At 71.6% G+C, this 23557-nt stretch carries 25 protein-coding genes; 11 read left to right on the top strand and 14 right to left on the bottom strand.

Features of this window, described 5'->3' with window-relative positions; all coding sequences use genetic code 11:
• Positions 1-94: 94 nt before the first annotated feature.
• The 4 genes from ACFXGX_RS00675 to ACFXGX_RS00660 all read right to left on the bottom strand — a co-directional run bounded on the left by ACFXGX_RS00675 (position 95) and on the right by ACFXGX_RS00660 (position 3337).
• Complete coding sequence (locus tag ACFXGX_RS00675) at positions 95-1057, bottom strand: electron transfer flavoprotein subunit alpha/FixB family protein (RefSeq protein WP_384783156.1); 963 nt, start codon at positions 1055-1057, stop codon at positions 95-97.
• A 97-nt stretch (positions 1058-1154) separates the two neighbouring features.
• On the bottom strand, positions 1155-1940 hold the full coding sequence (locus ACFXGX_RS00670) for an electron transfer flavoprotein subunit beta/FixA family protein (protein WP_384783153.1): 786 nt from the start codon (positions 1938-1940) through the stop codon (positions 1155-1157).
• A 231-nt stretch (positions 1941-2171) separates the two neighbouring features.
• Entirely contained in the window at positions 2172-2681 is a 510-nt protein-coding gene (locus ACFXGX_RS00665) for a flavin reductase family protein (RefSeq protein WP_384783150.1), read from the bottom strand.
• 242 nt (positions 2682-2923) lie between these two features.
• Positions 2924-3337, bottom strand: a complete 414-nt coding sequence (locus ACFXGX_RS00660) for a TlpA family protein disulfide reductase (protein ID WP_384783147.1) — start codon at positions 3335-3337, stop codon at positions 2924-2926.
• A gap of 75 nt (positions 3338-3412) precedes the next feature.
• Between ACFXGX_RS00660 and ACFXGX_RS00655 the strand changes: the two genes are divergently transcribed.
• Positions 3413-3829, top strand: a complete 417-nt coding sequence (locus ACFXGX_RS00655) for a DUF4395 domain-containing protein (RefSeq protein WP_384783144.1) — start codon at positions 3413-3415, stop codon at positions 3827-3829.
• A 185-nt stretch (positions 3830-4014) separates the two neighbouring features.
• Entirely contained in the window at positions 4015-4743 is a 729-nt protein-coding gene (locus ACFXGX_RS00650) for a lysophospholipid acyltransferase family protein (protein ID WP_384783141.1), read from the top strand.
• Positions 4744-4783: 40 nt separating this feature from the next.
• Here ACFXGX_RS00650 and ACFXGX_RS00645 read toward each other — a convergent pair whose 3' ends face one another.
• The 4 genes from ACFXGX_RS00645 to ACFXGX_RS00630 form a co-directional block, all read right to left on the bottom strand.
• The gene (locus ACFXGX_RS00645; protein WP_384783138.1) at positions 4784-5356 is read right to left on the bottom strand and encodes a transglutaminase domain-containing protein; all 573 of its coding nucleotides are present in this window, start codon (positions 5354-5356) and stop codon (positions 4784-4786) included.
• Between the two features lie 89 nt (positions 5357-5445).
• Positions 5446-6519, bottom strand: coding sequence for a threonine aldolase family protein (locus ACFXGX_RS00640; RefSeq protein ID WP_384783135.1), 1074 nt, complete (start codon positions 6517-6519; stop codon positions 5446-5448).
• Positions 6516-7271 carry an SDR family NAD(P)-dependent oxidoreductase gene (locus ACFXGX_RS00635; RefSeq protein ID WP_384783348.1) on the bottom strand — a complete coding sequence of 252 codons (756 nt, stop codon included), beginning with the start codon at positions 7269-7271 and terminating at the stop codon, positions 6516-6518. The genes ACFXGX_RS00640 and ACFXGX_RS00635 overlap by 4 nt, the downstream gene beginning before the upstream one ends.
• Before the next feature lie 41 nt (positions 7272-7312).
• Positions 7313-8710: a DUF6421 family protein gene (locus ACFXGX_RS00630; RefSeq protein WP_384783132.1), complete on the bottom strand. Its 1398-nt coding sequence runs from the start codon at positions 8708-8710 to the stop codon at positions 7313-7315.
• 472 nt (positions 8711-9182) lie between these two features.
• Here ACFXGX_RS00630 and ACFXGX_RS00625 point away from each other — a divergent pair, with 472 nt between their 5' ends.
• On the top strand, positions 9183-9866 hold the full coding sequence (locus tag ACFXGX_RS00625; protein ID WP_384783129.1) for a glycerophosphodiester phosphodiesterase: 684 nt from the start codon (positions 9183-9185) through the stop codon (positions 9864-9866).
• A 121-nt stretch (positions 9867-9987) separates the two neighbouring features.
• Here ACFXGX_RS00625 and ACFXGX_RS00620 read toward each other — a convergent pair whose 3' ends face one another.
• Positions 9988-10530 (bottom strand): GNAT family N-acetyltransferase, encoded by a 543-nt coding sequence (locus tag ACFXGX_RS00620; protein ID WP_384783126.1) that lies wholly within the window; start codon positions 10528-10530, stop codon positions 9988-9990.
• Between the two features lie 91 nt (positions 10531-10621).
• On the opposite strand from ACFXGX_RS00620, the gene ACFXGX_RS00615 reads away from it, so the two are divergent.
• Both ACFXGX_RS00615 and ACFXGX_RS00610 read left to right on the top strand, forming a co-directional pair.
• Complete coding sequence (locus ACFXGX_RS00615; protein WP_384783124.1) at positions 10622-11008, top strand: VOC family protein; 387 nt, start codon at positions 10622-10624, stop codon at positions 11006-11008.
• 83 nt (positions 11009-11091) lie between these two features.
• Positions 11092-11859: a VOC family protein gene (locus ACFXGX_RS00610; RefSeq protein WP_384783121.1), complete on the top strand. Its 768-nt coding sequence runs from the start codon at positions 11092-11094 to the stop codon at positions 11857-11859.
• Between the two features lie 105 nt (positions 11860-11964).
• Here the strand turns inward: ACFXGX_RS00610 and ACFXGX_RS00605 are convergent, their stop codons facing one another.
• On the bottom strand, positions 11965-12456 hold the full coding sequence (locus tag ACFXGX_RS00605) for a MarR family winged helix-turn-helix transcriptional regulator (protein ID WP_384783347.1): 492 nt from the start codon (positions 12454-12456) through the stop codon (positions 11965-11967).
• A 344-nt stretch (positions 12457-12800) separates the two neighbouring features.
• On the bottom strand, positions 12801-14468 hold the full coding sequence (locus ACFXGX_RS00600; RefSeq protein WP_384783118.1) for an FUSC family protein: 1668 nt from the start codon (positions 14466-14468) through the stop codon (positions 12801-12803).
• Positions 14469-14710: 242 nt separating this feature from the next.
• On the opposite strand from ACFXGX_RS00600, the gene ACFXGX_RS00595 reads away from it, so the two are divergent.
• The 5 genes from ACFXGX_RS00595 to ACFXGX_RS00575 all read left to right on the top strand — a co-directional run bounded on the left by ACFXGX_RS00595 (position 14711) and on the right by ACFXGX_RS00575 (position 18390).
• Complete coding sequence (locus ACFXGX_RS00595) at positions 14711-15274, top strand: DUF5134 domain-containing protein (protein ID WP_384783115.1); 564 nt, start codon at positions 14711-14713, stop codon at positions 15272-15274.
• An 88-nt stretch (positions 15275-15362) separates the two neighbouring features.
• Complete coding sequence (locus ACFXGX_RS00590) at positions 15363-16301, top strand: M56 family metallopeptidase (protein WP_384783112.1); 939 nt, start codon at positions 15363-15365, stop codon at positions 16299-16301.
• A 109-nt stretch (positions 16302-16410) separates the two neighbouring features.
• Positions 16411-17115 carry an HAD family hydrolase gene (locus tag ACFXGX_RS00585; RefSeq protein ID WP_384783109.1) on the top strand — a complete coding sequence of 235 codons (705 nt, stop codon included), beginning with the start codon at positions 16411-16413 and terminating at the stop codon, positions 17113-17115.
• 184 nt (positions 17116-17299) lie between these two features.
• Positions 17300-17590 carry a hypothetical protein gene (locus tag ACFXGX_RS00580; protein ID WP_384783107.1) on the top strand — a complete coding sequence of 97 codons (291 nt, stop codon included), beginning with the start codon at positions 17300-17302 and terminating at the stop codon, positions 17588-17590.
• 116 nt (positions 17591-17706) lie between these two features.
• Complete coding sequence (locus ACFXGX_RS00575) at positions 17707-18390, top strand: TetR/AcrR family transcriptional regulator (RefSeq protein ID WP_384783104.1); 684 nt, start codon at positions 17707-17709, stop codon at positions 18388-18390.
• An 86-nt stretch (positions 18391-18476) separates the two neighbouring features.
• Here ACFXGX_RS00575 and ACFXGX_RS00570 read toward each other — a convergent pair whose 3' ends face one another.
• On the bottom strand, positions 18477-18947 hold the full coding sequence (locus ACFXGX_RS00570) for a DUF6214 family protein (protein WP_384783345.1): 471 nt from the start codon (positions 18945-18947) through the stop codon (positions 18477-18479).
• 214 nt (positions 18948-19161) lie between these two features.
• Between ACFXGX_RS00570 and ACFXGX_RS00565 the strand changes: the two genes are divergently transcribed.
• Positions 19162-20508, top strand: coding sequence for an FAD-dependent oxidoreductase (locus ACFXGX_RS00565; protein ID WP_384783101.1), 1347 nt, complete (start codon positions 19162-19164; stop codon positions 20506-20508).
• 157 nt (positions 20509-20665) lie between these two features.
• Here the strand turns inward: ACFXGX_RS00565 and helR are convergent, their stop codons facing one another.
• A complete protein-coding gene (gene helR, locus ACFXGX_RS00560) occupies positions 20666-22813 on the bottom strand; it encodes an RNA polymerase recycling motor ATPase HelR (protein WP_384783098.1) in 2148 nt (715 codons plus the stop codon).
• Between the two features lie 241 nt (positions 22814-23054).
• A complete protein-coding gene (locus ACFXGX_RS00555) occupies positions 23055-23411 on the bottom strand; it encodes an ArsR/SmtB family transcription factor (protein ID WP_384783095.1) in 357 nt (118 codons plus the stop codon).
• Positions 23412-23557 lie beyond the last annotated feature (146 nt).

Raw genomic sequence — 23557 nt, 5'->3', positions numbered from 1 at the left:
CGGGTGGGCGCGCGCGCCGGGGGGGGGGCTGGGGGGCGGCGGCGCGCGCCCCCCCGCGGGGCGGCGGGGGGGGGCCTTCGTCAGCGCTGCGGGATCAGCCCTTGCGGGACTTGATCTCCTCGGTGAGCTGCGGGACGACGTCGAAGAGGTCGCCGACCACTCCGTAGTCGACGAGGTCGAAGATCGGCGCCTCGGCGTCCTTGTTGATCGCGACGATCGTCTTCGAGGTCTGCATACCGGCGCGGTGCTGGATGGCACCGGAGATGCCGGAGGCGATGTAGAGCTGCGGCGAGACGGACTTGCCCGTCTGGCCCACCTGGTTGGTGTGCGGGTACCAGCCGGCGTCGACCGCGGCACGCGAGGCGCCCACGGCGGCACCGAGCGAGTCGGCGAGGTTCTCGATGACCGAGAAGTTCTCGGCGCCGTTGACGCCACGGCCGCCGGAGACGACGATCGCGGCCTCGGTCAGCTCGGGGCGGCCGGTCGACTCGCGCGGCACGCGGGCGGTGACCTTGGTGCCGGTGGCCTTGTCGGAGAAGGTGACCGCGAGGGCCTCGACGGCGCCGGCGGCCGGCGCGGCCTCCACGGCGGCCGAGTTCGGCTTGACCGTGATGACCGGGGTGCCCTTGGCGATACGGGACTTGGTGGTGAAGGAGGCGGCGAACGCGGACTGCGTGGCCACCGGGCCCTCGTCACCGGCCTCCAGGTCGGTGGCGTCGGTGATGATGCCCGAGCCGATGCGGACCGCGAGGCGGGCCGCGATCTCCTTGCCCTCGGCGGAGGACGGGACGAGCACGGCGGCCGGGGAGACGGCCTCGTACGCGGCCTGGAGCGCGTCCACCTTCGGCACGACGAGGTAGTCGGCGTACTCGGCGGCGTCGTGCGTGAGGACCTTCACCGCACCGTGCTCGGCGAGCGCGGCGGCCGTGTTCTCGGCACCGGAGCCGAGGGCGACGGCGACGGGCTCGCCGATACGGCGGGCCAGCGTCAGCAGTTCGAGGGTGGGCTTGCGGACGGCACCGTCCACGTGGTCGACGTAGACGAGAACTTCAGCCATGAGAATGCTCTCCTGCGGATTGCGAAGTCTGAGGGGCGGTAAGCGGGGTGGGCCTCGGCCGCGGCGGTCCGGGGGCGCGCCCCCGGATGCTCAGCGACTAGATGAACTTCTGGCCCGCGAGGAACTCGGCGAGCTGCTTGCCGCCCTCGCCCTCGTCCTTGACGATCGTGCCGGCGGTGCGCGCCGGACGCTCGGTGGCGGAGTCGACCTTGGTCCAGGCACCCTCGAGACCGACCTCGTCCGCCTCGATGTCGAGGTCGGACAGGTCCCAGGACTGCACCGGCTTCTTCTTGGCGGCCATGATGCCCTTGAAGGACGGGTAACGCGCCTCGCCCGACTGGTCGGTGACCGACACGACCGCGGGAAGGGAGGCCTCGAGCTGCTCGGAGGCGGTGTCGCCGTCACGGCGGCCCTTGACCACGCCGTCCTCGACGGAGACCTCGGAGAGCAGGGTGACCTGCGGGACACCGAGACGCTCGGCCAGCAGCGCCGGGACGATGCCCGCGGTGCCGTCGGTGGAGGCCATGCCGGAGACGACCAGGTCGAAGCCAGCCTTCTCGATCGCCTTGGCCAGCACCAGCGAGGTGCCGACGGCATCGGTGCCGTGCAGATCGTCGTCCTCGACGTGGATGGCCTTGTCGGCACCCATGGACAGCGCCTTGCGCAGCGCGTCCTTGGCATCCTCGGGGCCGACGGTCAGCACGGTGATCTCGGCGTCGTCCGCGTCCTCGGCGATCTGCAGCGCCTGCTCGACGGCATACTCGTCGAGTTCGGACAGCAGGCCGTCCACGTCGTCACGGTCGACGGTCAGGTCATCGGCGAAGTGCCGGTCGCCAGTGGCGTCGGGCACGTACTTCACAGTGACAACGATCCTCAAGCTCACGCCGGCTCTCCTACTGCATCGTCATGTCTGGGCTGCCTTCTTTCAGGCAGCATAGGCGCCTGAAGCGGCCGATCCCGGTCGGGGCGGCCCGCGCTCCGAACGAAATATTACTCACCAGTACACCCAGTGGACGCACACTAAGCAAGCGCTTTGGACTGTGACCTTCGCAACGCTGTGTAACCAGCGAGTAGAACCGGCGAGTAGCAAAGCCACTGCCCCCGGCCTGCGGGTTCAGTCACGCAGGCCGTTGAACCGGCCCTGGTGGTACAGGAGGGGGCTGCCCGCGCCCGAGTGATCGCCCAGGACGACCTCCGCCAGGACGATGCGATGGTCGCCCGCCGGTACCCGCGCCACGACACGGCACACCAGCCAGGCCAGGACGTCGTCCAGCACGGGAACTTCCTCGGGCCCCTTACGCCAACGGGTGGGCGCGCCGAACCGGTCGGCGCCGCTGCGGGCGAAGGTGGCGGCCAGCTCCCGCTGGTGTTCGCCGAGCACGTGGACGCCCACGTGACCGGCCCCGGATATCGCGGGCCAGCTCGAGGCGCCGGTGCCGATGCCGAACGAGACGACCGGGGGCTCGGCCGAGACCGAGGTGAGCGAGGTGGCGGTGAAGCCGACGGGACCGCCGGCACCCGAGGCGGTGATCACGGCCACACCGGCCGCGTGGCGCCGGAACACGGAGCGCAGCAGATCGGGTGACGCGGGCCGTGGAGTACCGAGGCCGGGGGTGGCCGTCATGGAGCTGTCCTTCTGCGAGAGCCGGCGGGAGGTTCCCGCCGCTCGGGCGGAACCGGGGGCGGGTGACGGTCCTTGGCCGGTCAACAGCCCGGACCGCGCGCGCCCGCGGCGCGGGGCGGGTCCGTGTCGGCGAGCTCGGGAAGAAGGCTGTGCGGTGACATACGGTCAGGCTGACGAGAGGCGGCGGGCGCAGTCAAGGGCGTACGGGCATGTGGGAGATGGCTCACCATGATCGCCACCGGTCACACGGCCTCGCCGAGCGCCGCGATGACGTCCGCCTTGCGCGGCTGTCCCGCCGCGCGCCGCACGATCAGGCCGCCGGCGTCGAGCACGAGCACGGTGGGCGTCTTGAGGATGCCGAGATCGCGCACGAGGTCCAGGTGGTCCTCGGCGTCGATCTCCACGTGCGTCACGCCGGGGACTAGGCCGGCCACCTCGCCCAGCACCCGCCGGGTGGCCCGGCAGGGGGCACAGAAGGCGCTGGAGAACTGCACGAGCGTGGCCCGTTCCCCGAGGGCCTGCCCCAGCTCCCCCGCGCCGAGCCGCTTTCCGCCGTCGCGCCCGCTCACCCGCACCCTCCCGCTCCGCCGCCGGTGCAGCACTCCGAAGACGCTCGCCGCCGCGAGCACGACCAGGCACACCACAAGTCCGCTCATCACATGCACAAGCATTCACGAGACCGCAAAGATTCCCGGGTCCGGGGGTCGCCCTTCGTACGGAATGCTTGATTCATGGACATCGATGCGAGAGGGCCGCGTTTCGGCGCGGCGGTGACGGCCGTCGTGCTGGCGGTCACGCTGATCACCGGCAGCGTCTGGCTGCTGGCATGGCAGACGCTGGCGTTCGCCCTGGGTGCGGCGGGCGGCGTGACGCGCTCGCCGTACGGCTGGGTCTTCAGGAAGGCCGTACGGCCACGGCTCGGCCCGCCGACGGAGTTCGAGGCGCCGGAGCCCCCGCGGTTCGCGCAGGCGGTCGGGCTCGGCTTCGCGGTGGTGGGCCTGATCGGCTGGACCGTGGGGCCGGCGTGGCTGGGGTCGGCGGCGACCGCGTGCGCCCTGGCGGCGGCGTATCTCAATGCGGCGTTCGGGTACTGCCTCGGATGCGAGATGTACCTGCTTGTACGGCGTGTGACGGTCCGCGCAAAGTAAAGGCGTGTTAAAACCCCGAGGTGGATCAAGGGGCGACGTGACGAGGATCTCGCCGTTCCGCGGCACCAGGACTGGCCACCCGTCCGTTCTTCGGGCACGATCTGCGCATTGCCGTAAACCTACGGCAGCGTAACTTTCCCGCCGGGAGACCCCTTCCCAGGCAGAGAGAAGGGTCCACCCCGTCCATGGCTGAGCTTGTCTACCGTCCCGTCGTCGGCCTCGCCCAGACACTGTTCAAGGCGTGGGACCTCAAGATCGACTGCAAGGGATCGGAGAACATTCCGCGCTCGGGCGGCGCCGTGCTGGTCAGCAATCACATCAGCTACCTGGACTTCATCTTCGACGGTCTGGCCGCTCTGCCGCAGAAGCGCCTGGTGCGCTTCATGGCGAAGGAGTCGGTCTTCCGGCACAAGATCTCCGGTCCGCTGATGCGGGGCATGAAGCACATCCCGGTGGACCGCGCCCAGGGCGAGACGGCCTACCAGCACGCGCTGGAGTCGCTGCGTTCCGGTGAGATCGTCGGCGTCTTCCCCGAGGCGACGATCTCGCAGTCGTTCACGCTGAAGAGCTTCAAGTCCGGTGCCGCGCGCATGGCCCAGGAGGCCGGCGTGCCGCTCATCCCCGTGGCCCTGTGGGGCACGCAGCGGCTGTGGACCAAGGGGCACCCGCGCAACTTCAAGCGCAGCCACACCCCGATCACCATCCGGGTCGGCGAGCCGGTGGAGGCCCCGAAGGACCAGTACGCGGGCGCCATCACCCGGCGGCTGCGCGAGCGGGTCCAGGAGCTGCTCGAATCGGCCCAGCGCGCCTATCCCGTACGCCCCAAGGGGCCGGACGACACCTGGTGGATGCCCGCTCACCTCGGCGGCACCGCACCGACCCCCGAAGAGGTGCGCGCGGCCGAGGCCCGCTGACCCCTTCCCCTCCTCACCGTGAGGGACGCTTTCCCCCGCGTCACAGCGCGAGGGGAAGCGTCCGGATCAGCGGCACCCGGCCCGGGGCGGCCTTCATGGCGCCGATGACGGCGGGGTGCGGCTCGGCGTACAACCCCGGATAGTCCAGCTCGTCGAGTTCGGGGTCGGGCGCGAACGCGAGCCGTTCACCGTCGAGGGAGAAACGGGCGTCGACGCCGGGCTTGTTGCCCCGGGGGTCCTGCCGGTGCCAGGCGCCGTCGAGGCGTACGGCGACGAGACCGTGCAGCACCTCGAACTTCTGGTAGCAGAACGCGGTGGGAATGCCCTCGGCCCGCAGGAGCGCGGCGAGCGCGTGGGCCTTGGCGTGACAGATGCCGGTGCGCTGTTCCAGTACGTCGGAGGCGCGCCAGGTGACCCGCGGATCACCGGAATCGGCCGAGTGCGGGATGGTGTCACGCACGAACTCGAACGCCGATCGCGCATAGGCATGCGAGTCGACGGATTCCTGGGCGAGCCGTGCGGCCGTCTCGCGGACGCGTGGATGATGGTGGTCGACAACCTCGTCGGCGGCCAGATAGGCGGACAGGTCGCTCGTTGCCTGGATCAGCTCCATACCCGTAGAGCATAAGAATGCGACCACCCGGGAGTCAATGACTCTTCGGATGGTCGCATATCTATGCACTCTGGTCGGTGCCGGCCCCGCTACTGCTGGGCCATCTCCTCCTTGAGCGCGGCCACGAAACCGTCGACGTCGTCCTCGGTCGTGTCGAAGGCGCACATCCAGCGGACGTCGCCCGCGGCCTCGTCCCAGAAGTAGAAGCGGTAGCGCTTCTGGAGCCGCAGGGTGACGTCGTGCGGGAGCCGGGCGAAGACCGCGTTGGCCTGGACGGGGTGGAGGATCTCCACTCCGTGCACGGCGCGGACGCCCTCGGCGAGGCGCTGGGCCATCTCGTTGGCGTGCCGGGCGTTGCGCAGCCACAGATCCTTGGCCAGCAGCGCCTCCAGCTGCACCGATACGAAACGCATCTTGGAGGCGAGCTGCATCGACAGCTTGCGCAGGTGCTTCATGTGGCTGACGGCGTCCTGGTTGAGGACGACGACCGCCTCGCCGAACAGCGCCCCGTTCTTCGTACCGCCCAGGGACAGGATGTCGACGCCGACCGCGTTGGTGAACGTCCGCATCGGGACGTCCAGGGAGGCGGCCGCGTTGGATATCCGGGACCCGTCCAGGTGCACCTTCATGCCGTGCGCGTGGGCGTGGTCGCAGATCGCGCGGATCTCCGCGGGCGTGTAGAGCGTGCCCAGTTCGGTGTTCTGGGTGATCGAGACGACCTGCGGCATCGCGCGGTGCTCGTCGTCCCAGCCGAACGCCTGCCGGTCGATCAGTTCGGGCGTGAGCTTGCCGTCCGGAGTGGGCACCGTGAGCAGCTTGAGGCCGCCCATGCGCTCGGGGGCGCCGCCCTCGTCGACGTTGATGTGCGCGCTCTCGGCGCAGATCACCGCGCCCCAGCGGTCGGTGACCGCCTGGAGCGCGACCACGTTCGCGCCGGTGCCGTTGAAGACCGGGAAGGCCTCCGCGCCGGCACCGAAGTGACTGCGGATGATCCCCTGGAGGTTGTCCGTGTAGTCGTCCTCGCCGTACGCGACCTGGTGCCCGCCGTTGGCCAGGGCCAGGGCGGCGAGCACCTCGGGGTGGGCCCCCGCGTAGTTGTCGCTGGCGAAGCCGCGGACGGCCGGGTCGTGATGACGCCGGGCGTCGGTCTTCGGAGGATTCACGGCTTCTCGGTCAGCCACAGGCGCTTTCCGTTCACTTCGGCGGCGGGCTTGTCCCAGACGCCGACGATGGACTCGGCCAGTTCCGTGACGTCCGTGAAGCCCGCGAACTTCGCGTTCGGCCGCTCGGCGCGCATCGCGTCGTGCACCAACGCCTTCACGACCAGGATGGCAGCGGCGGAGGTCGCGCCGTCGGCGCCCTCGGCGATGCCGGCCTTGCGGAAGTAGTCCCCCATGGCCAGGGTCCAGGCCTCCGCCGCGGCCTTGGCCGCGGAGTAGGCGGCGTTGCCCGCCGTGGGGTTGCTCGCGCCCGCGGCGCTGATCAGGACGTACCGGCCGCGCTCGCTGGCCTGCAGCGCCTCGTGGAAGGCGAGCGTGGTGTGCTGCACCGTCCGGATCAGCAGGAGTTCGAGCAGGTCCCAGTCGTCGAGAACCGTCTTGGTGAAGGTCTCGCTGCCGCGCCATCCGCCGACGAGGTGGACGAGCCCGTCCACCCGGCCGAAGTCCTTCTGGATGCGCGCGGCCCAGTCGCGGGTCGACTGGAGGTCCAGCAGGTCGACGGTGTCGCCGACGACGGTGGAGCCGCCGTGGGCGTAGCGGGCCGCGTCGACGGCCTCCGCCAGCCGCTCCGCGTCGTTGTCCGCGCCGATGACGGTCGCGCCGGCTTCGGCGAGCCTGAGCAGCGCCGCACGGCCGGCGGGTCCGCCCGCGCCCGCCACCGCGATCACCGCACCGCTGAGAGCCCCGTTCCCCATGGTCTTCGCCTCCTGAGCAATGTTCTCGCTACCGCGGTCGGTCACGCGGCGACCCGCTCGGAGCCGGCCGCGGTGATGCCCTTGGTGGAGGCGATCACGTTCTTCAGCTTCTTGGAGAGCGCCTCATAGAACATGCTCAGGGGAAACTCGTCCGGAAGCACGTCGTCGACGAGCTTGCGCGGCGGCAGGGACAGGTCGAGCGCGTCCGGACCCTTGGCCCAGCGGGAACCCGGGTGCGGGGCGAGGTAGGTGGAGACGAGCTCGTACGCCTTGAACCAGTGGACGAGCTTGGGGCGGTCGATGCCGGCTCGGTAGAGCTCCTCGATCTCGGAGCAGAGCTGGTTGGTGACCTGCGGGGCGCGCTGCCAGTCGATGTGCAGCTTGTTGTCGGTCCAGCGGACGACGTCGTGCTTGTGCAGGTAGGCGAAGAGGAGCTGGCCGCCGAGACCGTCGTAGTTGCGGACGCGGTCGCCGGTGAGCGGGAAGCGGAACATCCGGTCGAAGAGCACGGCGTACTGCACGTCGCGGCCGTGCGCGTTGCCCTCGGACTCCAGCTTCACGGCCTCCTTGAAGGCGGTGAGGTCGCAGCGCAGCTCCTCCAGGCCGTACATCCAGAACGGCTGGCGCTGCTTGATCATGAAGGGGTCGAACGGCAGGTCGCCGTGGCTGTGGGTGCGGTCGTGGACCATGTCCCAGAGCACGAAGGCCTTCTCGCAGCGCTCCTGGTCGTGGACCATGGCGGCGATGTCCTCGGGCAGTTCGAGGCCCAGGGTGTCGACGGCGGCGTCGGTGACGGCGCGGAAGCGGGCGGCCTCGCGGTCGCAGAAGATGCCGCCCCAGGAGAAGCGCTCGGGCGCCTCGCGCACCGCGATCGTCTCGGGGAAGAGCACGGCCGAGTTGGTGTCGTACCCGGCGGTGAAGTCCTCGAACGTGATGCCGCAGAACAGCGGGTTGTCGTAGCGGGTGCGCTCCAGCTCGGCCAGCCATTCGGGCCACACCATGCGCAGCACGACCGCTTCGAAGTTGCGGTCCAGGTTGCCGTTCTGCGTGTACATCGGGAAGACGACCAGGTGCTGGAGGCCGTCCTCGCGGTTCGCGGCGGGCTGGAAGGCCAGCAGCGAGTCGAGGAAGTCGGGCACCTGGAAACCGCTGTCGGCCCAGCGGCGCAGGTCCTTCACGAGCGCCTCGTGGTAGGCGACGTCGTGGGGCACCAGCGGGGAGAGCTCGTCTATCGCCTCGGCCGCCCGGCGTACGACCGCTTCGACGTCGGCGGCGGCGGGCGCGCCGTCCGCCTCGAGGTCGATGGAGCCGTCCTTGGACTGCCAGGGACGGATCTCCTCCACGGCCGCCTTGAGAACAGGCCATGCCGGGTGATCCACCACCCTGGCCACGGGAGGAACCCGCTCCTCCGAACCCACCCGCTCAAGAACTTCCGTCATGTCCCATCCTCCACAGGAAAACCTCGCGTATGGACACCGTATGTATGCGAGGTTCCGTTACGCAAGAGGAAAGCCGGGAGATTATCCTGCGCACCCCCCGCCTTCACCGCTCTTTTTCCTGTCTGACACCGTCCATGCGATGACATGCGCCACAGCTTCCGTAGCGGCACGGGCGCCCGCCGGAACCTCCGGGTATCCGAACGGTGCGTGGAACACGCCCCGTTGACCGGTCTCGGCGACCCGCGCTCCGGCTTCACCGGCCGCCTCTCTCCGCCGCTTCCCCCCGGACCGGCGGTGTACGCGTGGCCTTCGTCACGGCGCTCCCGCCGCGCCGTGTGAATCCGACACTCCCATTGCACGGCGTAGGAACGGGTACACAGCACAGCCAGGCCATTAGGCTGCGGCCTGCCGCGTGGCCGCCCGTCGGAACCACGCGCGAGCCGAGCCGCCGTCGACGGAAGCGAGTCGAATCTTGAACTTCCTCACCATCGGTCACCGCGGAGTGATGGGTGTCGAACCCGAGAACACCCTCCGTTCCTTCATCGCCGCCCAGAACGCGGGCCTCGACCTCATCGAACTCGATCTGCATCTGAGCAAGGACGGCGCTCTCGTCGTCATGCACGACGCCGAAGTGGACCGTACGACCGACGGCACGGGGCCGATCGCCGACAAGACGCTCGCGGAGCTGCGCGCGCTGGACGCGGGACACGGCGAGCGGGTCCCCGTCTTCGAGGAGGTCCTGGAAGCGGTCAGGACGCCGTTGCAGGCCGAGATCAAGGATGTCGCGGCGGCCAGGGCGCTGTCCGAGGTGATGCACCGCAAGGACCTCGTCGGGCGGGTGGAGGTGTCGTCGTTCCACGACGAGGCGATCGCCGAGATCGCCCGGCTGGTGCCGGGCGTCCGTACCGCGCTGATCGCGAGCCGCTACGGCACCGACGTGGTGGACCGCGCGGTCGAGGCCGGCTCCGCGACCGTCTGCCTCAACATCCGCAGGCTGAGCCTGGAGGTCGTCGAGCACGCCCGCAAGGCCGACCTGAAGATCATCGGCTGGGTAGTGAACACCCAGGACCAGCTTCGGCTGGTACGCGCTCTGGAGCTGGACGGCGCCACGACCGACTACCCCGAGATCAAGCGCACGGGCCGCTTCACGGCGTAGCCGGACGAGGCGAGCCCGCGCCGTCCGGGGCGACGCGTACGGGCCGCTCGGCGAGGACGTGCCGAGCGGCCCGGCAGGCCTCGGTGGTCGGTGCCCCGGCCCGAATCCGGGCCGGGAGGGTTCAGACGAGCGGCTTGACCAGCAGTTCGAAGCGCAGGTCGTCGCGCTGCGGGACACCGAAGCGCTCGTCGCCGTACGGGAAGGGCGTCATCCGGCCCGTACGGCGGTAACCGCGCCGCTCGTACCAGGCGATGAGGTCCTCGCGTACGGAGATCACGGTCATGTGCATCTCCGTGGCGCCCCACACCTCGCGGACCGTCCGCTCCGCCTCGGCGATGATCACCTTGCCGAGCCCGCCGCCCTGGAACGCGGGGCTGACCGCGAACATGCCGAAGTAGGCGTGGTCACCGCGGTGCTCGAGCTGGCAGCAGGCGACGAGCGCGCCGTCCCGCTCCACGGTCAGGAGCCGGCTGTCGGATGCCTCGACGATGGCGCGGACCGCATCGGGATCGGTCCGCTGGCCTTCGAGAATGTCCGCCTCCGTGGTCCAGCCGGCCCGGCTGGAGTCACCTCGGTACGCCGACTCGACCAGCGCGACCAGCGCGTCCACATCGCTGTCGACGGCGTCGCGGAAGGTCAGTCCGGTGGCGGCGGCGGTTTCCATGGCAGCGGTTCTCCGATCGGTGGCGCGGCGGGGCACGCCCGAGCGTAACGCTCCCCCGGGACCTGTCGGACAGGCCCTAGGCTCCGTGCGCATGGTTCATGTACTGAGCAGCCGGACCCTTCTGCGTCCGACCGACCCGGAACGTTCACGCGTCTTCTACGGTGAACAGCTCGGCCTGGCCGTCTACCGCGAGTTCGGCACGGGGCCCGAGCGCGGGACCGTGTACTTCCTCGGCGGCGGTTTCCTGGAAGTCGCCGGACGCTCCGTGACGCCGCCTTCGCCGGCCCTCAAACTGTGGCTCCAGGTCGCGGACATGACGGCGGCTCACGAGGAGCTGACGGCCGCCGGAGTCGAGGTGGCGCGCGGGCCCCTACGGGAGCCGTGGGGGCTCGTCGAGATGTGGATCGCGGACCCGGACGGGACCGAGATCGTGATCGTCGAGATCCCCGCCGACCATCCGCTGCGCCACCGGCCCTGAAGCCCCCGGGACGGTGTGTCCGGATGGCCGCTGCTCCACGGCAGGCTTAGCGTGCTGAGGGAACTCGCTGCGGAAGGAACGTCATGAAGCTCGACAGGCCCGTGCCCGGCGGCCCCTGCTGGACAGAGCTCGGCACCGACGACCTGGAGGGCGCCAAGGCCTTCTACGCCGATCTGTTCGGCTGGCGCCCGGAGACGGACCCGCGCCAGGAGGCGGGCGGGTACACCGTCGCCCACCTGGGGGACGCGGCCGTCGCGGCGATCACCCCGATCTACCAGGAGTCGCAGCCCGTCGCCTGGAACGTGTCCTTCGGCGTCACCGACGTGGACGCGACCGCGGCGGCCGTGGAGGCCGCCGGCGGAACGCTCGCCCTCGCTCCGATGGACGTGCTCGACGTGGGCCGTTTCGCGGTCGCCTTCGACCCGGGCGGCGCCGCGTTCCAGATGTGGCAGGCACGGGCCTTCCCCGGTGCGGGACTGTTCAACGCGCCCGGAGCGCTCGGCTGGGTCGAACTCCTCACCCGGGCCCCGGACCGGGTGACCGAGTTCTACACGACGGTGTTCGGCTGGACCGTGAAGCCCTCGGCCCACTACCCGCAGTGGGGCATCGACGGGGCCGACTTCGGCGGCATGGTCACGATGGACGAGAACTTCGCGCACGAGGTTCCCTCGCACTGGCTGCCCTACTTCGCCGTCGAGGACGTGGACGAGACGGCGAACGCGGTCCTCATGGCGGACGGCCACCTGCTGATGGAGCCCGTCTCCCAGCCGGGCGGCCATCGCCGCCTGGCCGTCGCCCGGGACCGGCAGGGCGCGGCCTTCGGCATCTACGCGGAGGGCGCGAAGGGCTGATCCGGAGGGCCGGAGGGCTCGACCGACTCGACCGACTGCTCCAGCCGGGCGCGGCTGCGGGGGACTGATCCGGGCGGTCCGCTCGCCCTCCGTCTCCGGCCGGGCTCAGGCGCGGGGCAGCCTCAGCCGGCCTTCGAGCTGCCCGAGCAACTCGCCCAGGAGTCCGGCCAGTTCACGCTGGCTTTCCCGGTCGATGCCGGACAGGACCCCGGTCTCGTAGGCGAGCTGGTCGGGGAGGACCGCGTCGACCAGGTCCTGTCCGGCGTCGGTCAGCCGCACGTGCGCGACACGGCGGTCCCGGGTGTCGCCGCGCCGCTCGACGAGACCGCGTTCGGTGAGCTGCTTGAGCCGCTTGGTCACGGCGGCACCCGAGGAGAAGGTCTCGCGGGCGATGTCGCTGGGGGTCAGCTCGTGTCCGGTGCGGCGCAGCGTCCCGAGCACATCGAACTCGGGGCGGGTGAGCCCGGCCCGGCGCAGGGGCGCGTCCTCGGCCTGCTGGAGAAGCGCGGCGCAGCGGTTGACCCGCCCGATGACCTCCATGGGCCCGGTGTCGAGATCGGGCCGCACGTTCTCCCACTGCCGCACGACGGCCGCCACCGTGTCACCGCCGGTGTCGCCGGGGGGCCGCTCGGCGGAGCTGCTGCCGGAAGGCGCCCGGTCCGGGCGACCGGCACTCGCGGGCGCGGTGCGGGCGGAGGCAGCGCCGGCGGAGGCATCGCCGGCGGACCCGGCGCTCGCGGGGGTCCCTTCGGCGATCGGGGTCCCTGACGGGCCGCCGCCGGCCGGCCCGGTGCCGGCCGGCCCGCTGCCGACGGGTGTCCCCTCGGTGGGCGTCGCCCGGTCCGGTGCCGGGTGGCCGTTCCGCGCCGGGTCCACGTCCGGCACGGGATCACCGTCCCGCGCCGGGTCGCCCTCCGCCGCTCTCCGCCCGTCCGCTGTCGTCATGCCTGTGTGCCCTCCCAGCAGTGCAGTCCCTGGCGTCGTACCGTCGCCGCGAGCGTACGGTGTCCGGCCTGCTCGGCCCGCATCACCCGCTCCTCCGGCAGGGCGCGCCCCCACCATTCGCCCGCGGCGGCGTCCGCGGCGGAGCGCAGGTGAACGACGGCGGCGGACAGTCCGCGGCGGGCCGATTCCAGGGCGCCGGGCTCGGGCCGCTCCTCGGCGAGCAGTCCGGCGGCGTGTTCCTGCGCCCGCCCCACCGCGGAGAGCGCCTCCTCGATTCGGTCACCGGCCCGCCGGTTGGTCACGGCGACGGCCGCGAGGAAGCCGACGAGCGCTCCCACGAGGGTGTCCAGGACCCGGTCGGTCATCAGCTCCCCTGGCCGCTGGGCGTGCGCGAACTCGGTGATCAGCAGGGCCATGGGGGTCACACAGACGCTGCCGAGCCAGTAGTTGCGGCCGATCAGCGCCTCGGCACCGAAGTTCAGGGCGAGGCAGCACAGGACCAGGGCCGCCCGACCGGTGTGGGCGAGCGGGACGAGGACGGCGAAGGCCGCCACGCCGACGAGGTTGCCGGTCACACGCTGGACACCGCGGCTCCAGGTCAGGGTGACGTTGGCCTGGTAGAGGGAGGCGGCGGTGACCAGGGCCCAGTAAGGGCGGCCGACACCGAGCGCGAGCGAGACGTATCCGGCGAGGGCGCAGCCGAGCGCGGTGCGCAGGGCGATGGGGGCGAGCGGGCCGAGCCGGGCGAGCAGGGGCGGTTCCCCGAATGCGAGGGCGGCCTCGACGCCGAGGAGTTCGTCCGCGGCGTCCCCGAGACCGCCGGGGCACGGGACGGGTCCGGTGCCGGAGAGTTCGCGGGCCCAGCCGCGCAGCCGTTCGGGGTCCGTGTCGGCGGGTGCGGCGAGCGCGACCTCGGCCCGTACGACGAGCCGTTCGAGGGCGCGCCGGGGCGCGGAACGGGCTCCCGTGGACAGCAGTGACTGCCAGGCGGTGTGGACGGCGGCTGCCGCGGCGGCGCGGGCTCGGGCGTCGTCCGGGGCGCCGACGGACACGGCCGCGGCGTTCAGCGCGTGCGCGGTGGCACGCCGTTCCGGGCCGTGCGGGCGTACGAGCCCGGGTGCCATGCCGACGATCCAGGCCCAGGCCCCCGCCGCCGCGCCCAGCGCGAGGTGACCCGGCACCTGGCCGAGGTTCTGCGGCACGAACAGGGACGCCGAGGAGATGAAGGCGAGGACGACATGTCCCGGCGGGCCGATGCGCGTGGCGTCGCACACGGCCTTCTGCGCGGCGGCCAGCAGCGCGCCGACGGTGACCAGCACGACGGCGTTCGTCGTGAGCGAGGCCGTGACGAGCGCGACGCCGAGTCCGGCGAGCATCCCGGCCACCACCCGGGCGAGGACCCGGGCCCGCGCGGCGTACGGACGGCTGTGGGCGTAGAGCGCGCAGAGCGACCCGGCCATGGTGTACATCGCCAGGTCCAGCCGGCCGAGCGCCAGCAGCGTCAGATTCGGCGGGGCGACCGCGGCGACGACGCTCAGGGCGGGCTTGAACCAGATGTCGGAGGGCCGGCCGAGACGCAGCGCGTCGGCCAGTGGAAGCCGCCGTGCGCGCGAGGGGCGGGGAGGGGTCGCACGGCTGGGGCGGAGAGGGGTGGCACTGCTCATTGCATAACCTTAGCAGGTGTTTTATCTGTAAATTAGTTCCGGGAATCGGCTCCCACCTGCGGCGTACTCCCGCACGCTCCCCCGTGTACACCCCTGCGCTCGCTTGCGCACCGGCCGCCCGGGGCATGCCCAGACCGTCCGACGTCCGGCACCGCTGCCCGGCACCCTCCGCCCGGCATCGCGTGTCCGACGTCGCGTGTCCGACGTCGCGTGTCCGACGTCGTCTTGCGGGGAGGTACGCGGTGCACGGACCGGCTTCACCCGGCTGGCTGCTCGTCGCGCTGTGCGCGGCGACCGGGGCCTACTGCCTGCTGCGGATGCGCAGTCCGGTCGAGGAACAGCGCCGCACCGCGGGCGGCGAGGCACTCATGGGGTTCGGCATGGCCGCGATGGCCGTCCCGGCGGCCGTGGTGACCCCGCCGCGCTGGGCCTGGCTCGTCTGCACGGCCGTCTTCGGCGTCTCCGCGCTGCGCGCACTCGGGACGGCACGCGACAGAAGACATCATCTGCACCATCTGATGGGCACCGTCGCGATGGTCTACATGGCCGCGGTGATGACCACAGTCCCGGCCGGACACGTCCACGGTGGCACCGGCGTCCCTGTCCTCACCGGGGCGCTCCTGCTGTACTTCACGGGCTACGTACTCCGCTCCGGTGCCCGTCTCCTGCCCCTGGCCGTCGCGTCGGGTCCCGTCGCGCCCGGCCCGCCCGCAGGCTCCGTCGGCTGGGGCGACCGCCCCGAACTCTCCCAGGCCTGCCGCCTGTCGATGGGGATCGCGATGCTGGCGATGCTGATCACGCTCTGACGCTGTTCACCCTTCACGGACCCGTGGCGTACGTCACTTGGGGTCGCCGACCGTATCCAGCGGCGGGCCCCGCTCATAGGCTTCGGCCATGATGGTCCCCGCGGCACTGTTGCTGCTCGGCGCCCTTGCCTCCGTGGTCGCTCCGCGACTGCTCGCTCGGGCCGACTGGCCGGACCGGGAACCCGTGGTCGCCCTGTGGGTGTGGCAATGCGTGGTGGCGGCCGTCCTGCTGTGCTGCGTCCTGTCGATGACGCTCAGCGCGTCCGCCGCCTGGGTGGCGGTACGCGGGCATGTCTTCGGCGGCGCACCGGCGTCGGTCGTCGACGCCTACGCGCCGGGTGCGGGCGCTCCCTGGGCCGCCGCGACGGCGGTGGCACTCGCGTGCGGCGGCGCCTGGACCGCGGCGATGCTGGCACGCGAGATCGTACGGGCGCGGGTGCGCCGCCGGCAGAACCGGTCCGAACTCCTGGTGCGGGCGCCGCTGTTGCCCGGCGAGGAGGGCTCCGCCGACCGTCTCGTCGTCCTCGAGGGGGAACGCCCCGACGCCTGGTGGCTGCCCGGCGCCGCTCCCCAACTGGTCATCACCACGGCCGCGTTGCGCCGCCTCAAGGGACGGCAACTGGATGCCGTACTCGCCCATGAGCAGGGGCACGCGCGGGCCCGGCACGACTGGCTGCTGCACTGTTCGGCCGCGCTGGCCAACGGCTTTCCGCAGGTGCCCGTGTTCGCCGCGTTCCGCGACGAGATGCACCGGCTGATCGAACTCGCCGCCGACGACGTGGCGTCGCGCCGCTTCGGCCGGCTCACGATCGCTCTCGCCCTGGTCGAACTCAACGAGGACCGGGGCGTGTTCGGACCCGGCCCGGCCGGCCCGGGCGCGCACGTCCCCCAGCGCGTGGACCGCCTCCTCACGCCGCGGGACCGGCTCCCGGCGGCCCGCCGGCTGCAACTGACGGCGGCAGCCGCGCTGGTGCCGGTGGTACCGGTCCTCGTGGCGTTCGTACCGGGCCTGCGAGCGCTGGGCTAGCCCGTACCACCGGGTCGCTCATCCGGTCGGTGGCACCCGTGACTTCCGTGCGGGTTCGCCGGGCAGTGCTCCTTGACCGCCACGGGATGCGCCGCGAAGGATCTCTCGCATGACGTTCAAGGGTGTGCTCTTCGATTTCTCCGGGACCCTCTTCCGCGTCGAGGACACGGCATCGTGGCTGCGCGCGGTGCTCGCGGAGACCGGTCATACGCTCCCGGAGCAGGAGTTGGCCGAAAGGGCGCGCGCCCTGGAGGCGGTGGGCGCGCTCGCCGGCGGAGCCCCTCCGACGCTCCCGGTGCCGGATCGCCTCCGCGCCCTCTGGGAGGCCCGCGACCGTGGTGCCGAGCAGCACCGGGCGGCGTTCACCGGCCTCTCCCGGCAGGTGTCACTGCCCGATCCGGGCCTGCACGACGCCCTGTACGACCGCCAGATGCGACCCGCCGCCTGGAGGCCCTATCCCGACGCCGCCGAGGTGCTCGGCGCGCTCCGCGAGCGGGGTCTCGACGTCGGGGTGGTCAGCAACATCGGCTGGGACCTGCGGCCCGTATTCCGCGAGCACGGGCTCGACCCGTATGTCGGGACGTACGTCCTGTCGTACGAGCACGGTGTCCAGAAACCGGATCCGCGGCTCTTCGCGACCGCCTGCGCCGAACTCGGCATCGACCCGGGGGACACCCTGATGGTCGGCGACGACCGCACGGCGGACGGCGGCGCGGCCGCCCTGGGATGTGCGGTGCTCTTCGTCGACCATCTGCCGACCGCGGACCGCCCGGACGGGCTGCGGCCGGTACTCGGCCTGGTGGACACGAACTGACGCACCGGAAACAGCCGTTCACCGTCGCTGGAACACCCGTTCAGGAATCCCGATACAGAAACGACGACTTTCGGCCTCGGGCAGGCCGGCACCGTCAAGTTCTGGCCAACAAGGGCCAAACACCTCGTAATTCGGGATCCACGGCTACGTTGGCGCCTCCGCCACACAGTCCCGAGGTCCGCACATGAAGACAGCGTTCTGGATTCTCCTCGCCGGCTTCCTCACCTGCGTCACCGGTGCCGCTCTCGTCAACACGGCGCGCAGCGACGACAGGGAGACCCTCGTCGGCAACGCACTGCTGAGTCTGTCGGTCGGCTGGTACATGGTCACCAACTGGCGACGCGCCTACCTCGCCGCACTCCGGCGCCCGCCTCATGGCGAGATGCCCGGGATGCGGAACGGCGGTTCGAAGCGCGAGGAGGGCAGCCGACTGGACGGCGTTCCCCCGACGCCCGCTGCCGCGCGTCCGACCTGAGGCGATCCCCCGCGTCGCCCCAGGTCGGCGGCAGCCCGGAACCGACCAGCGAAGGGCCTCGATCCGGACGCGTTGAGTATAGTTGGCTGGCAGCCAGTCAACGCAGGAGTTACAGCATGTCCCCGCGAAGCGCCTCGGTCAATGAAGAGTTGCGGCGGCGTTCCCGGGAGCGCTTGCTGCAAGCCGCGGTCGAGCTCGTCAGCGAGCGTGGTTACGAGGCCACGACGCTCGGGGACATCGCCGATCGCGCGGGCTCGGCGCGCGGGCTCGTCTCGTACTACTTCCCCGGCAAACGCCAGCTCCTGCAGTCCGCGGTGCACCGGCTGATGCACCGCACGCTGGAGGAGGCCCTTGAACGCGAGCCTCGCAGCGAGGACGGCCGGGAGCGGATGGCACGGGCGATCGACGCGATCCTGGGCCTCACCCAGGACCAGCCGGTGCTGATGCGGCAGCACATGGCCGGGCTGCTCCACGCGGAGGGGTTCGTGCGGTGCCCCGAACAGGTGCGGCTCTCCGAGCTGCTCGGGGACACCGTGGCACGGTACGGATCGCAGCAGGTCTCGGCCGACTACCCGATGCTGCGCGCCCTGCTCATGGGCGCCGTCTACTCGGCGCTGGTGCCGGGCGTCCCGATGAAGATCCCGGTGCTGCGGGCCGAACTCTTCAAGCGCTACCGGCTGGACTGGGAGATGGGGGCGCCGCCGGACGCCGAGGCGACAAACGGCCCCCGCGCGACGGATCTCTCCCGCTTCTTCGCGACCGATCCGGAGCCCGAGCCCGCGGACGGCCAGTCCAAGTAGCGAGCTTTTCGGCGATGCCGAGGCTGTGGTGCCGACCCTTCCTGATGCCGGGCCCGCGCGCGAGGGGAACGCCCGGGCGGCCCCGGTCAGCGGCGCGCGTGACGAGGTGTCAGGAATCCCGCGTCACGGGCCCCGGCGATCAGCCTCAGGGACTTGCGGCGGCTGTGACCGGTGGCGTCCATGACCGCGAGCACCGGATCCACCCCCTCCTCCTGCGCCGCCCGGTACTCCTCCGCCACCAGCAGACGGCCCTCGGCGCCGCACGGCCAGACGGGCCGGGCACGCCGCGCCAGACTCTCCCGGTCCTGGTCGTGGCCGGTGCCGAGGCGGCTGCCGCACGCCTCGGACAGGGGTTCCTCGATCCACTCGGCGACCGCCGCGAGGTCGTCCAGCGAGAGGGGCGGCTCGGCCCGTACACCCTCGATCGACAGGGCCGTCGCCGAGAGCACGGCGAGCAGATCGACCCTGGCACCGTCGGTGAAGGCCAGCCGGACGTTGAACCAGGACGTGACGCCCGACGCGGACTCCCGTACTTCCCAGGCGGGCCACACGGACACGTCGCCGTCCGCGCGGCAGCGGTCGGACAGATTAAGAAACGATGCGTCTAGCACATACGGAACGTAACCGCATCATCACATTCCGCACGAACGGACACGCGCGTGATCGGCACGCACCGCACCCTGTCAGCGGAGCACCCGGTGGTGCGATCCTGGGAACACCAGCGATGTCCTGTCAGCGATCTTCCTGATCCCTCGGGTGAGGAGTTCCGCCGTGCTGCGTGTCGCCGTCGTCGGTTCGGGACCCAGCGGGGTCTACAGCGCACAGAGTCTCGTCCAGCGGAGCGGGCCTCCAGACGTCCGCGTCGACGTCCTGGACCGGCTGCCCTGCCCGTACGGCCTGGTGCGCTACGGCGTGGCGCCCGACCACGAGAAGATCAAGTCGCTCCAGAACAATCTGCGGACCGTCCTGGAGGACGAGCGGGTGCGGTTCCTCGGCGGCGTCGAGGTGGGCCCCGGCGGGGTACCGGTGGCGCGGCTGCGGGAGCTGTACCACGCGGTCGTGTACTGCGTGGGCGCCGCCACCGACCGGCGTCTCGGCGTGCCCGGAGAGGATCTGCCCGGCAGCTGGTCGGCGACCGAGTTCGTCTCCTGGTACAGCGCGCACCCCGACTCCGTGGCCGACGGCTTCGTGACCGGGGCCCGCTCGGCCGTCGTCATCGGCGTCGGGAACGTCGCCGTCGACGTGACCCGGATCCTGGCCCGCACCGCGCCCGAGCTGAGCCCCACCGACATTCCGCAGGCGGCGCTCGGCGCGCTGGCCGCCAGCGAGGTCACCGAGATCAGCATGGTCGGGCGGCGCGGGCCCTCGCAGGCCCGTTTCACCACGAAGGAACTGCGCGAGCTGGGTGGCCTTCCGGAGGCCGGCATCAGCGTGGACGAGGCGGAGCTGGCGCTCGATCCGGCCTACCTCGATCCGTCGGCGCTGCCCGCCGCCCAGCGGCGCAACGTGGAGGTCCTGAGGGGCTGGGCGGCGGCCGCGCCGCTGGGCCGGCCGCGTCTGATCCGCCCGCGCTTCTTCCTGCGCCCCGTCGAACTCCTCGCCGACGGCGGCCGGGTGGGCGCGGTGCGGTTCGAGCGCACGGTTCCGGACGGGGCGGGCGGGGTGACGGGGACGGGCCGATTCGAGGAGATCGAGGCCCAGTTGGTGCTGCGCTCGGTGGGCTATCGCGGGGTGCCGCTGGACGGGATGCCGTTCGACACCGGCCGCGGCACGGTGCCGCAGCGGGCGGGGCGGGTCCTGCGGGACGGCACGGTCTCGCCGGGCGAGTATGTGGCGGGCTGGATCAAGCGGGGCCCGACCGGAGTCATCGGGACCAATCGCCCGTGCGCGAAGGAGACGGTGGCCTCCCTGCTGGAGGACGCCCCCGGACTCGTACGGCGAGAGGTGGCCGAAGATCCCCTCGCGGGGCTGCGGGCCATGGGGGTACGGCCGGTCGAATGGGCCGGATGGCAGGCGATCGAGCGGGCCGAGGCGGAGCTGGGAGCCGGGCTGGGCCGCGAGGTCGTCAAGCTGCCCGGCTGGGACGCGCTCTGGACGGCGGCACGGACGGCCGGGTGACCGACGGCCGCGCGGACACCCGGCTCCCGACGGCCCACGGAGGGTGGGGCCCGGCGACCCTCACCGGCCCGGCCCCGGCGGCCGCAGGACAGGCCGCTTCGACCACCCTGGAGGGTGGGCCCTGACGACCGCGCGGAGGCCGGCGAGTTCTCCGGCGTCAGGGGCTCGTGAGGATGACGAGTTGCTGGGTCGCCCGGGTCATCGCGACGTAGCGGTCGACCGTGCCTTCCACGCCCCCTCCGAAGTTCTCCGGGTCGATGAGGACGACGAGGTCGAATTCGAGGCCCTTCGACAACTCCGGTGTCAGCGAACGGATCCGGGAGGTCGCCCGGAACGTGGGATCGCCGATGACGCAGGCGATCCCCTCGGCGTGCCCGCGGAGCCAGGTGTCGAGCACAGACTCCAGATCCGCGACCGAACCATGGACGACGGGAACGCCGGAACTGCGGACGGAGGTCGGCACGTTGGCGTCCGGCAGCGCGGTCCGGATCACGGACTCGGCCTCCGCCATGACTTCTTGCGGCGTCCGGTAGTTGATGGTCAGCGAGGCCACGTCGATCCGGTCGAATCCGACCCGCCCGAGCCGTTCCTCCCAGGACTCGGCGAAACCGTGCCTGGCCTGTGCGCGGTCCCCGACGACGGTGAAGCTCCGGGACGGGCAGCGCCGCAGCAGCATCTGCCATTCCGCGTCGGTCAGTTCCTGCGCCTCGTCGACGACGATGTGCGCGAACGGCCCCGCGAGCAGGTCCGGGCGGTCGGCGGGCAGTCCGCTCTCGTCGATCAGGGTGTCCTGCAGGTCCCGGCCGCGCAGCATCGTCACCGCTCCCTCGCCGTCGTCGTCGGCCGCGAGCACGTTGTCGATGACGCCGGCCATGCGCTCGCGTTCGGCGGCCACGGACGCCTCGTGGCGGCGCCTTCGCAGGGAGGTCTCCGGGTCGCCGAGCCGCTGCCGCGCCGCGTCCAGGACGGGCAGGTCGGACACCGTCCAGGCCTGCGCGTCCGGGCGCTGCAGTCCCCGTACGTCGTCGGGTCCGAGCCAGGGCGCGCACAGCCGCAGGTAGGCGGGCACGGACCAGAGGTCGCCCACGACGTCCGCCGCGTCGAGCGGCGGCCACGCGCGGTCGAGGGTCCCGACGAGCTCCTGATCGTGCAGCAGCGCCCTGCGCAGCAGTTCGGTCGGGACGTCGTCGTCGTGCTTGTCCGTCAGGATCTCGAGCAGCGCCTCCCAGATCTGGTCGCGTGCCTCGTTGTGCGGAGTGCCCGGTTCCGCCGCCTCGAAGGCCTCGGCCCAGTCGTCGGCGCTCAGTGGGACGTCGGCCCACGGGGTCGTGACCGTCATCCCCCGGGCAGGCGGCTCCTCGTAGAACCTGACGGCCGTCTCGATCGCCCGCACCATGTCCGCGGAGGACTTCAGGCGGGCCACGTCCGGGTCGCGCTCGGCCGCCGCTCCGGCTCCCTCGGCCACGAGGTCGCGCAGGGTGCAGGTCTGCACACCCTCCTCTCCGAGGCTGGGCAGGACGTCGGCGACGTAGGCGAGATAGGGCTGGTGCGGACCGACGAACAGCACGCCGCCGCGTCGGTGGCCGAGCCGGGGGTCGGAATAGAGAAGGTAGGCGGAACGGTGCAGCGCGACGACCGTCTTGCCGGTGCCGGGACCGCCGTCGACGACGAGGGCACCGCGGGATCCCGCGCGGATGACCGCGTCCTGGTCGGCCTGGATGGTGGCGAGCACGTCCCTCATCCGCGCCGAACGGCTGCCGCCCAGGCCGGCGATGAAGGCGGACTGGTCGTCGAGCGCCGCGCGCCGTTCCAGCCCCTCGGCGGTGAACACCTCGTCCCAGTAGTCGCTGATCCGGCCGTCGGTCCAGCGATATCTGCGTCGGCTCACCAGGCCCATCGGCTGGGCGTGGGTCGCGGCGAAGAACGGCTCGGCGGCCGGAGAGCGCCAGTCGGTCAGCAGCCTGCGGCCCTCGCTGTCGGTGAGGCCGAGGCGCCCGATGTACACGGGTCCGGAGCCGTCCGCCGCGACGATGTGTCCGAGGCACAGGTCGAGTCCGAAGCGGCGCAGCGCACGGAGCCGACCGGTCAGCCGGTGGATCTCCAGGTCTCGTTCCATCGCCTCGCGGCCGAGGCCGCCGGGCGCCCTGCGCTCGGCGTCGAGGCGGTCGGAGAGTTCGGCGATCGCGCGTTCGAGGCTCTCCGCTACGGCCGCGAAGTGCCGCTCGTCCGCGGCGATCAGTGCCGGGTCCGCCTTGGCGGAGAGCCGCCCGGGAAGGCGGAACGCGCTGGTGGTCAGAGGGCTCATGTCAACTTTCCGCAGGTCCTGGCTTCGGCCAGTGATTCTGCGGGACGACGGGGGCCTTGCCGCAAGCCCCCCGGTGCGCTATAAGTTGAGAGTGGCAAGGGATGGATTTCCCCCTTGCCCTTTCTTTTTGCCCGGAGCCCGGAGGCCTCGGAAGCTGCCCTGCGACGCGCCGGAAGTAGCCCCGTGAGGCGCCGGAAGCGACGCCGCGAGGGCACGCATCAGAAGCGGGCTCCGCGAGGCGTCACGGCGCCGGGCGCGTGGCCTGCCGGGTGGCGGCCTCCAGAACACGGTCGAGGAGTCCGGGGAAGAGTGCGTCGAGGTCGTCCGCACGCAGGCCGTTGAGCTTCGCCGTGCCGCGATAGACCTGGCGGACGACCCCGCTCTCGCGGAGGACCCGGAAGTGGTGCGTCGACGTGGACTTGGTGACCGGCAGGACGAAGTCCGAGCAGGAGAGTTCACGGCCTTCGGCGGCGAGCTCGCGGACGATCTGGAGCCGCATCGGGTCGGACAGCGCGTGCAGCACCGACTCCAGCCGGATCTCCTCACGCGCGGGGTGCGGCAGATCACGGCCACTGGCGGCGGTGGCGGCGGGCGTCACGGCGGCTCCACTTCGTCCGGGGACCTCGGTCTTCGCCCCCTCACCTTCGGCATCGTCCGGCGGGCTTCACCCGACTCCGCCGCACTCCGTCATTGTACGAGACTCATCGTAGTTTGACACTCGCCGTACTACGAGGTTTATCGTAC

It is taken from the genome of Streptomyces sp. NPDC059371 (genome assembly GCF_042751995.1).
Lineage (GTDB): Bacteria > Actinomycetota > Actinomycetes > Streptomycetales > Streptomycetaceae > Streptomyces.
Note: the sequence above shows the minus strand (reverse complement) of the source record. Positions and strands in the feature narration are given on the sequence as shown.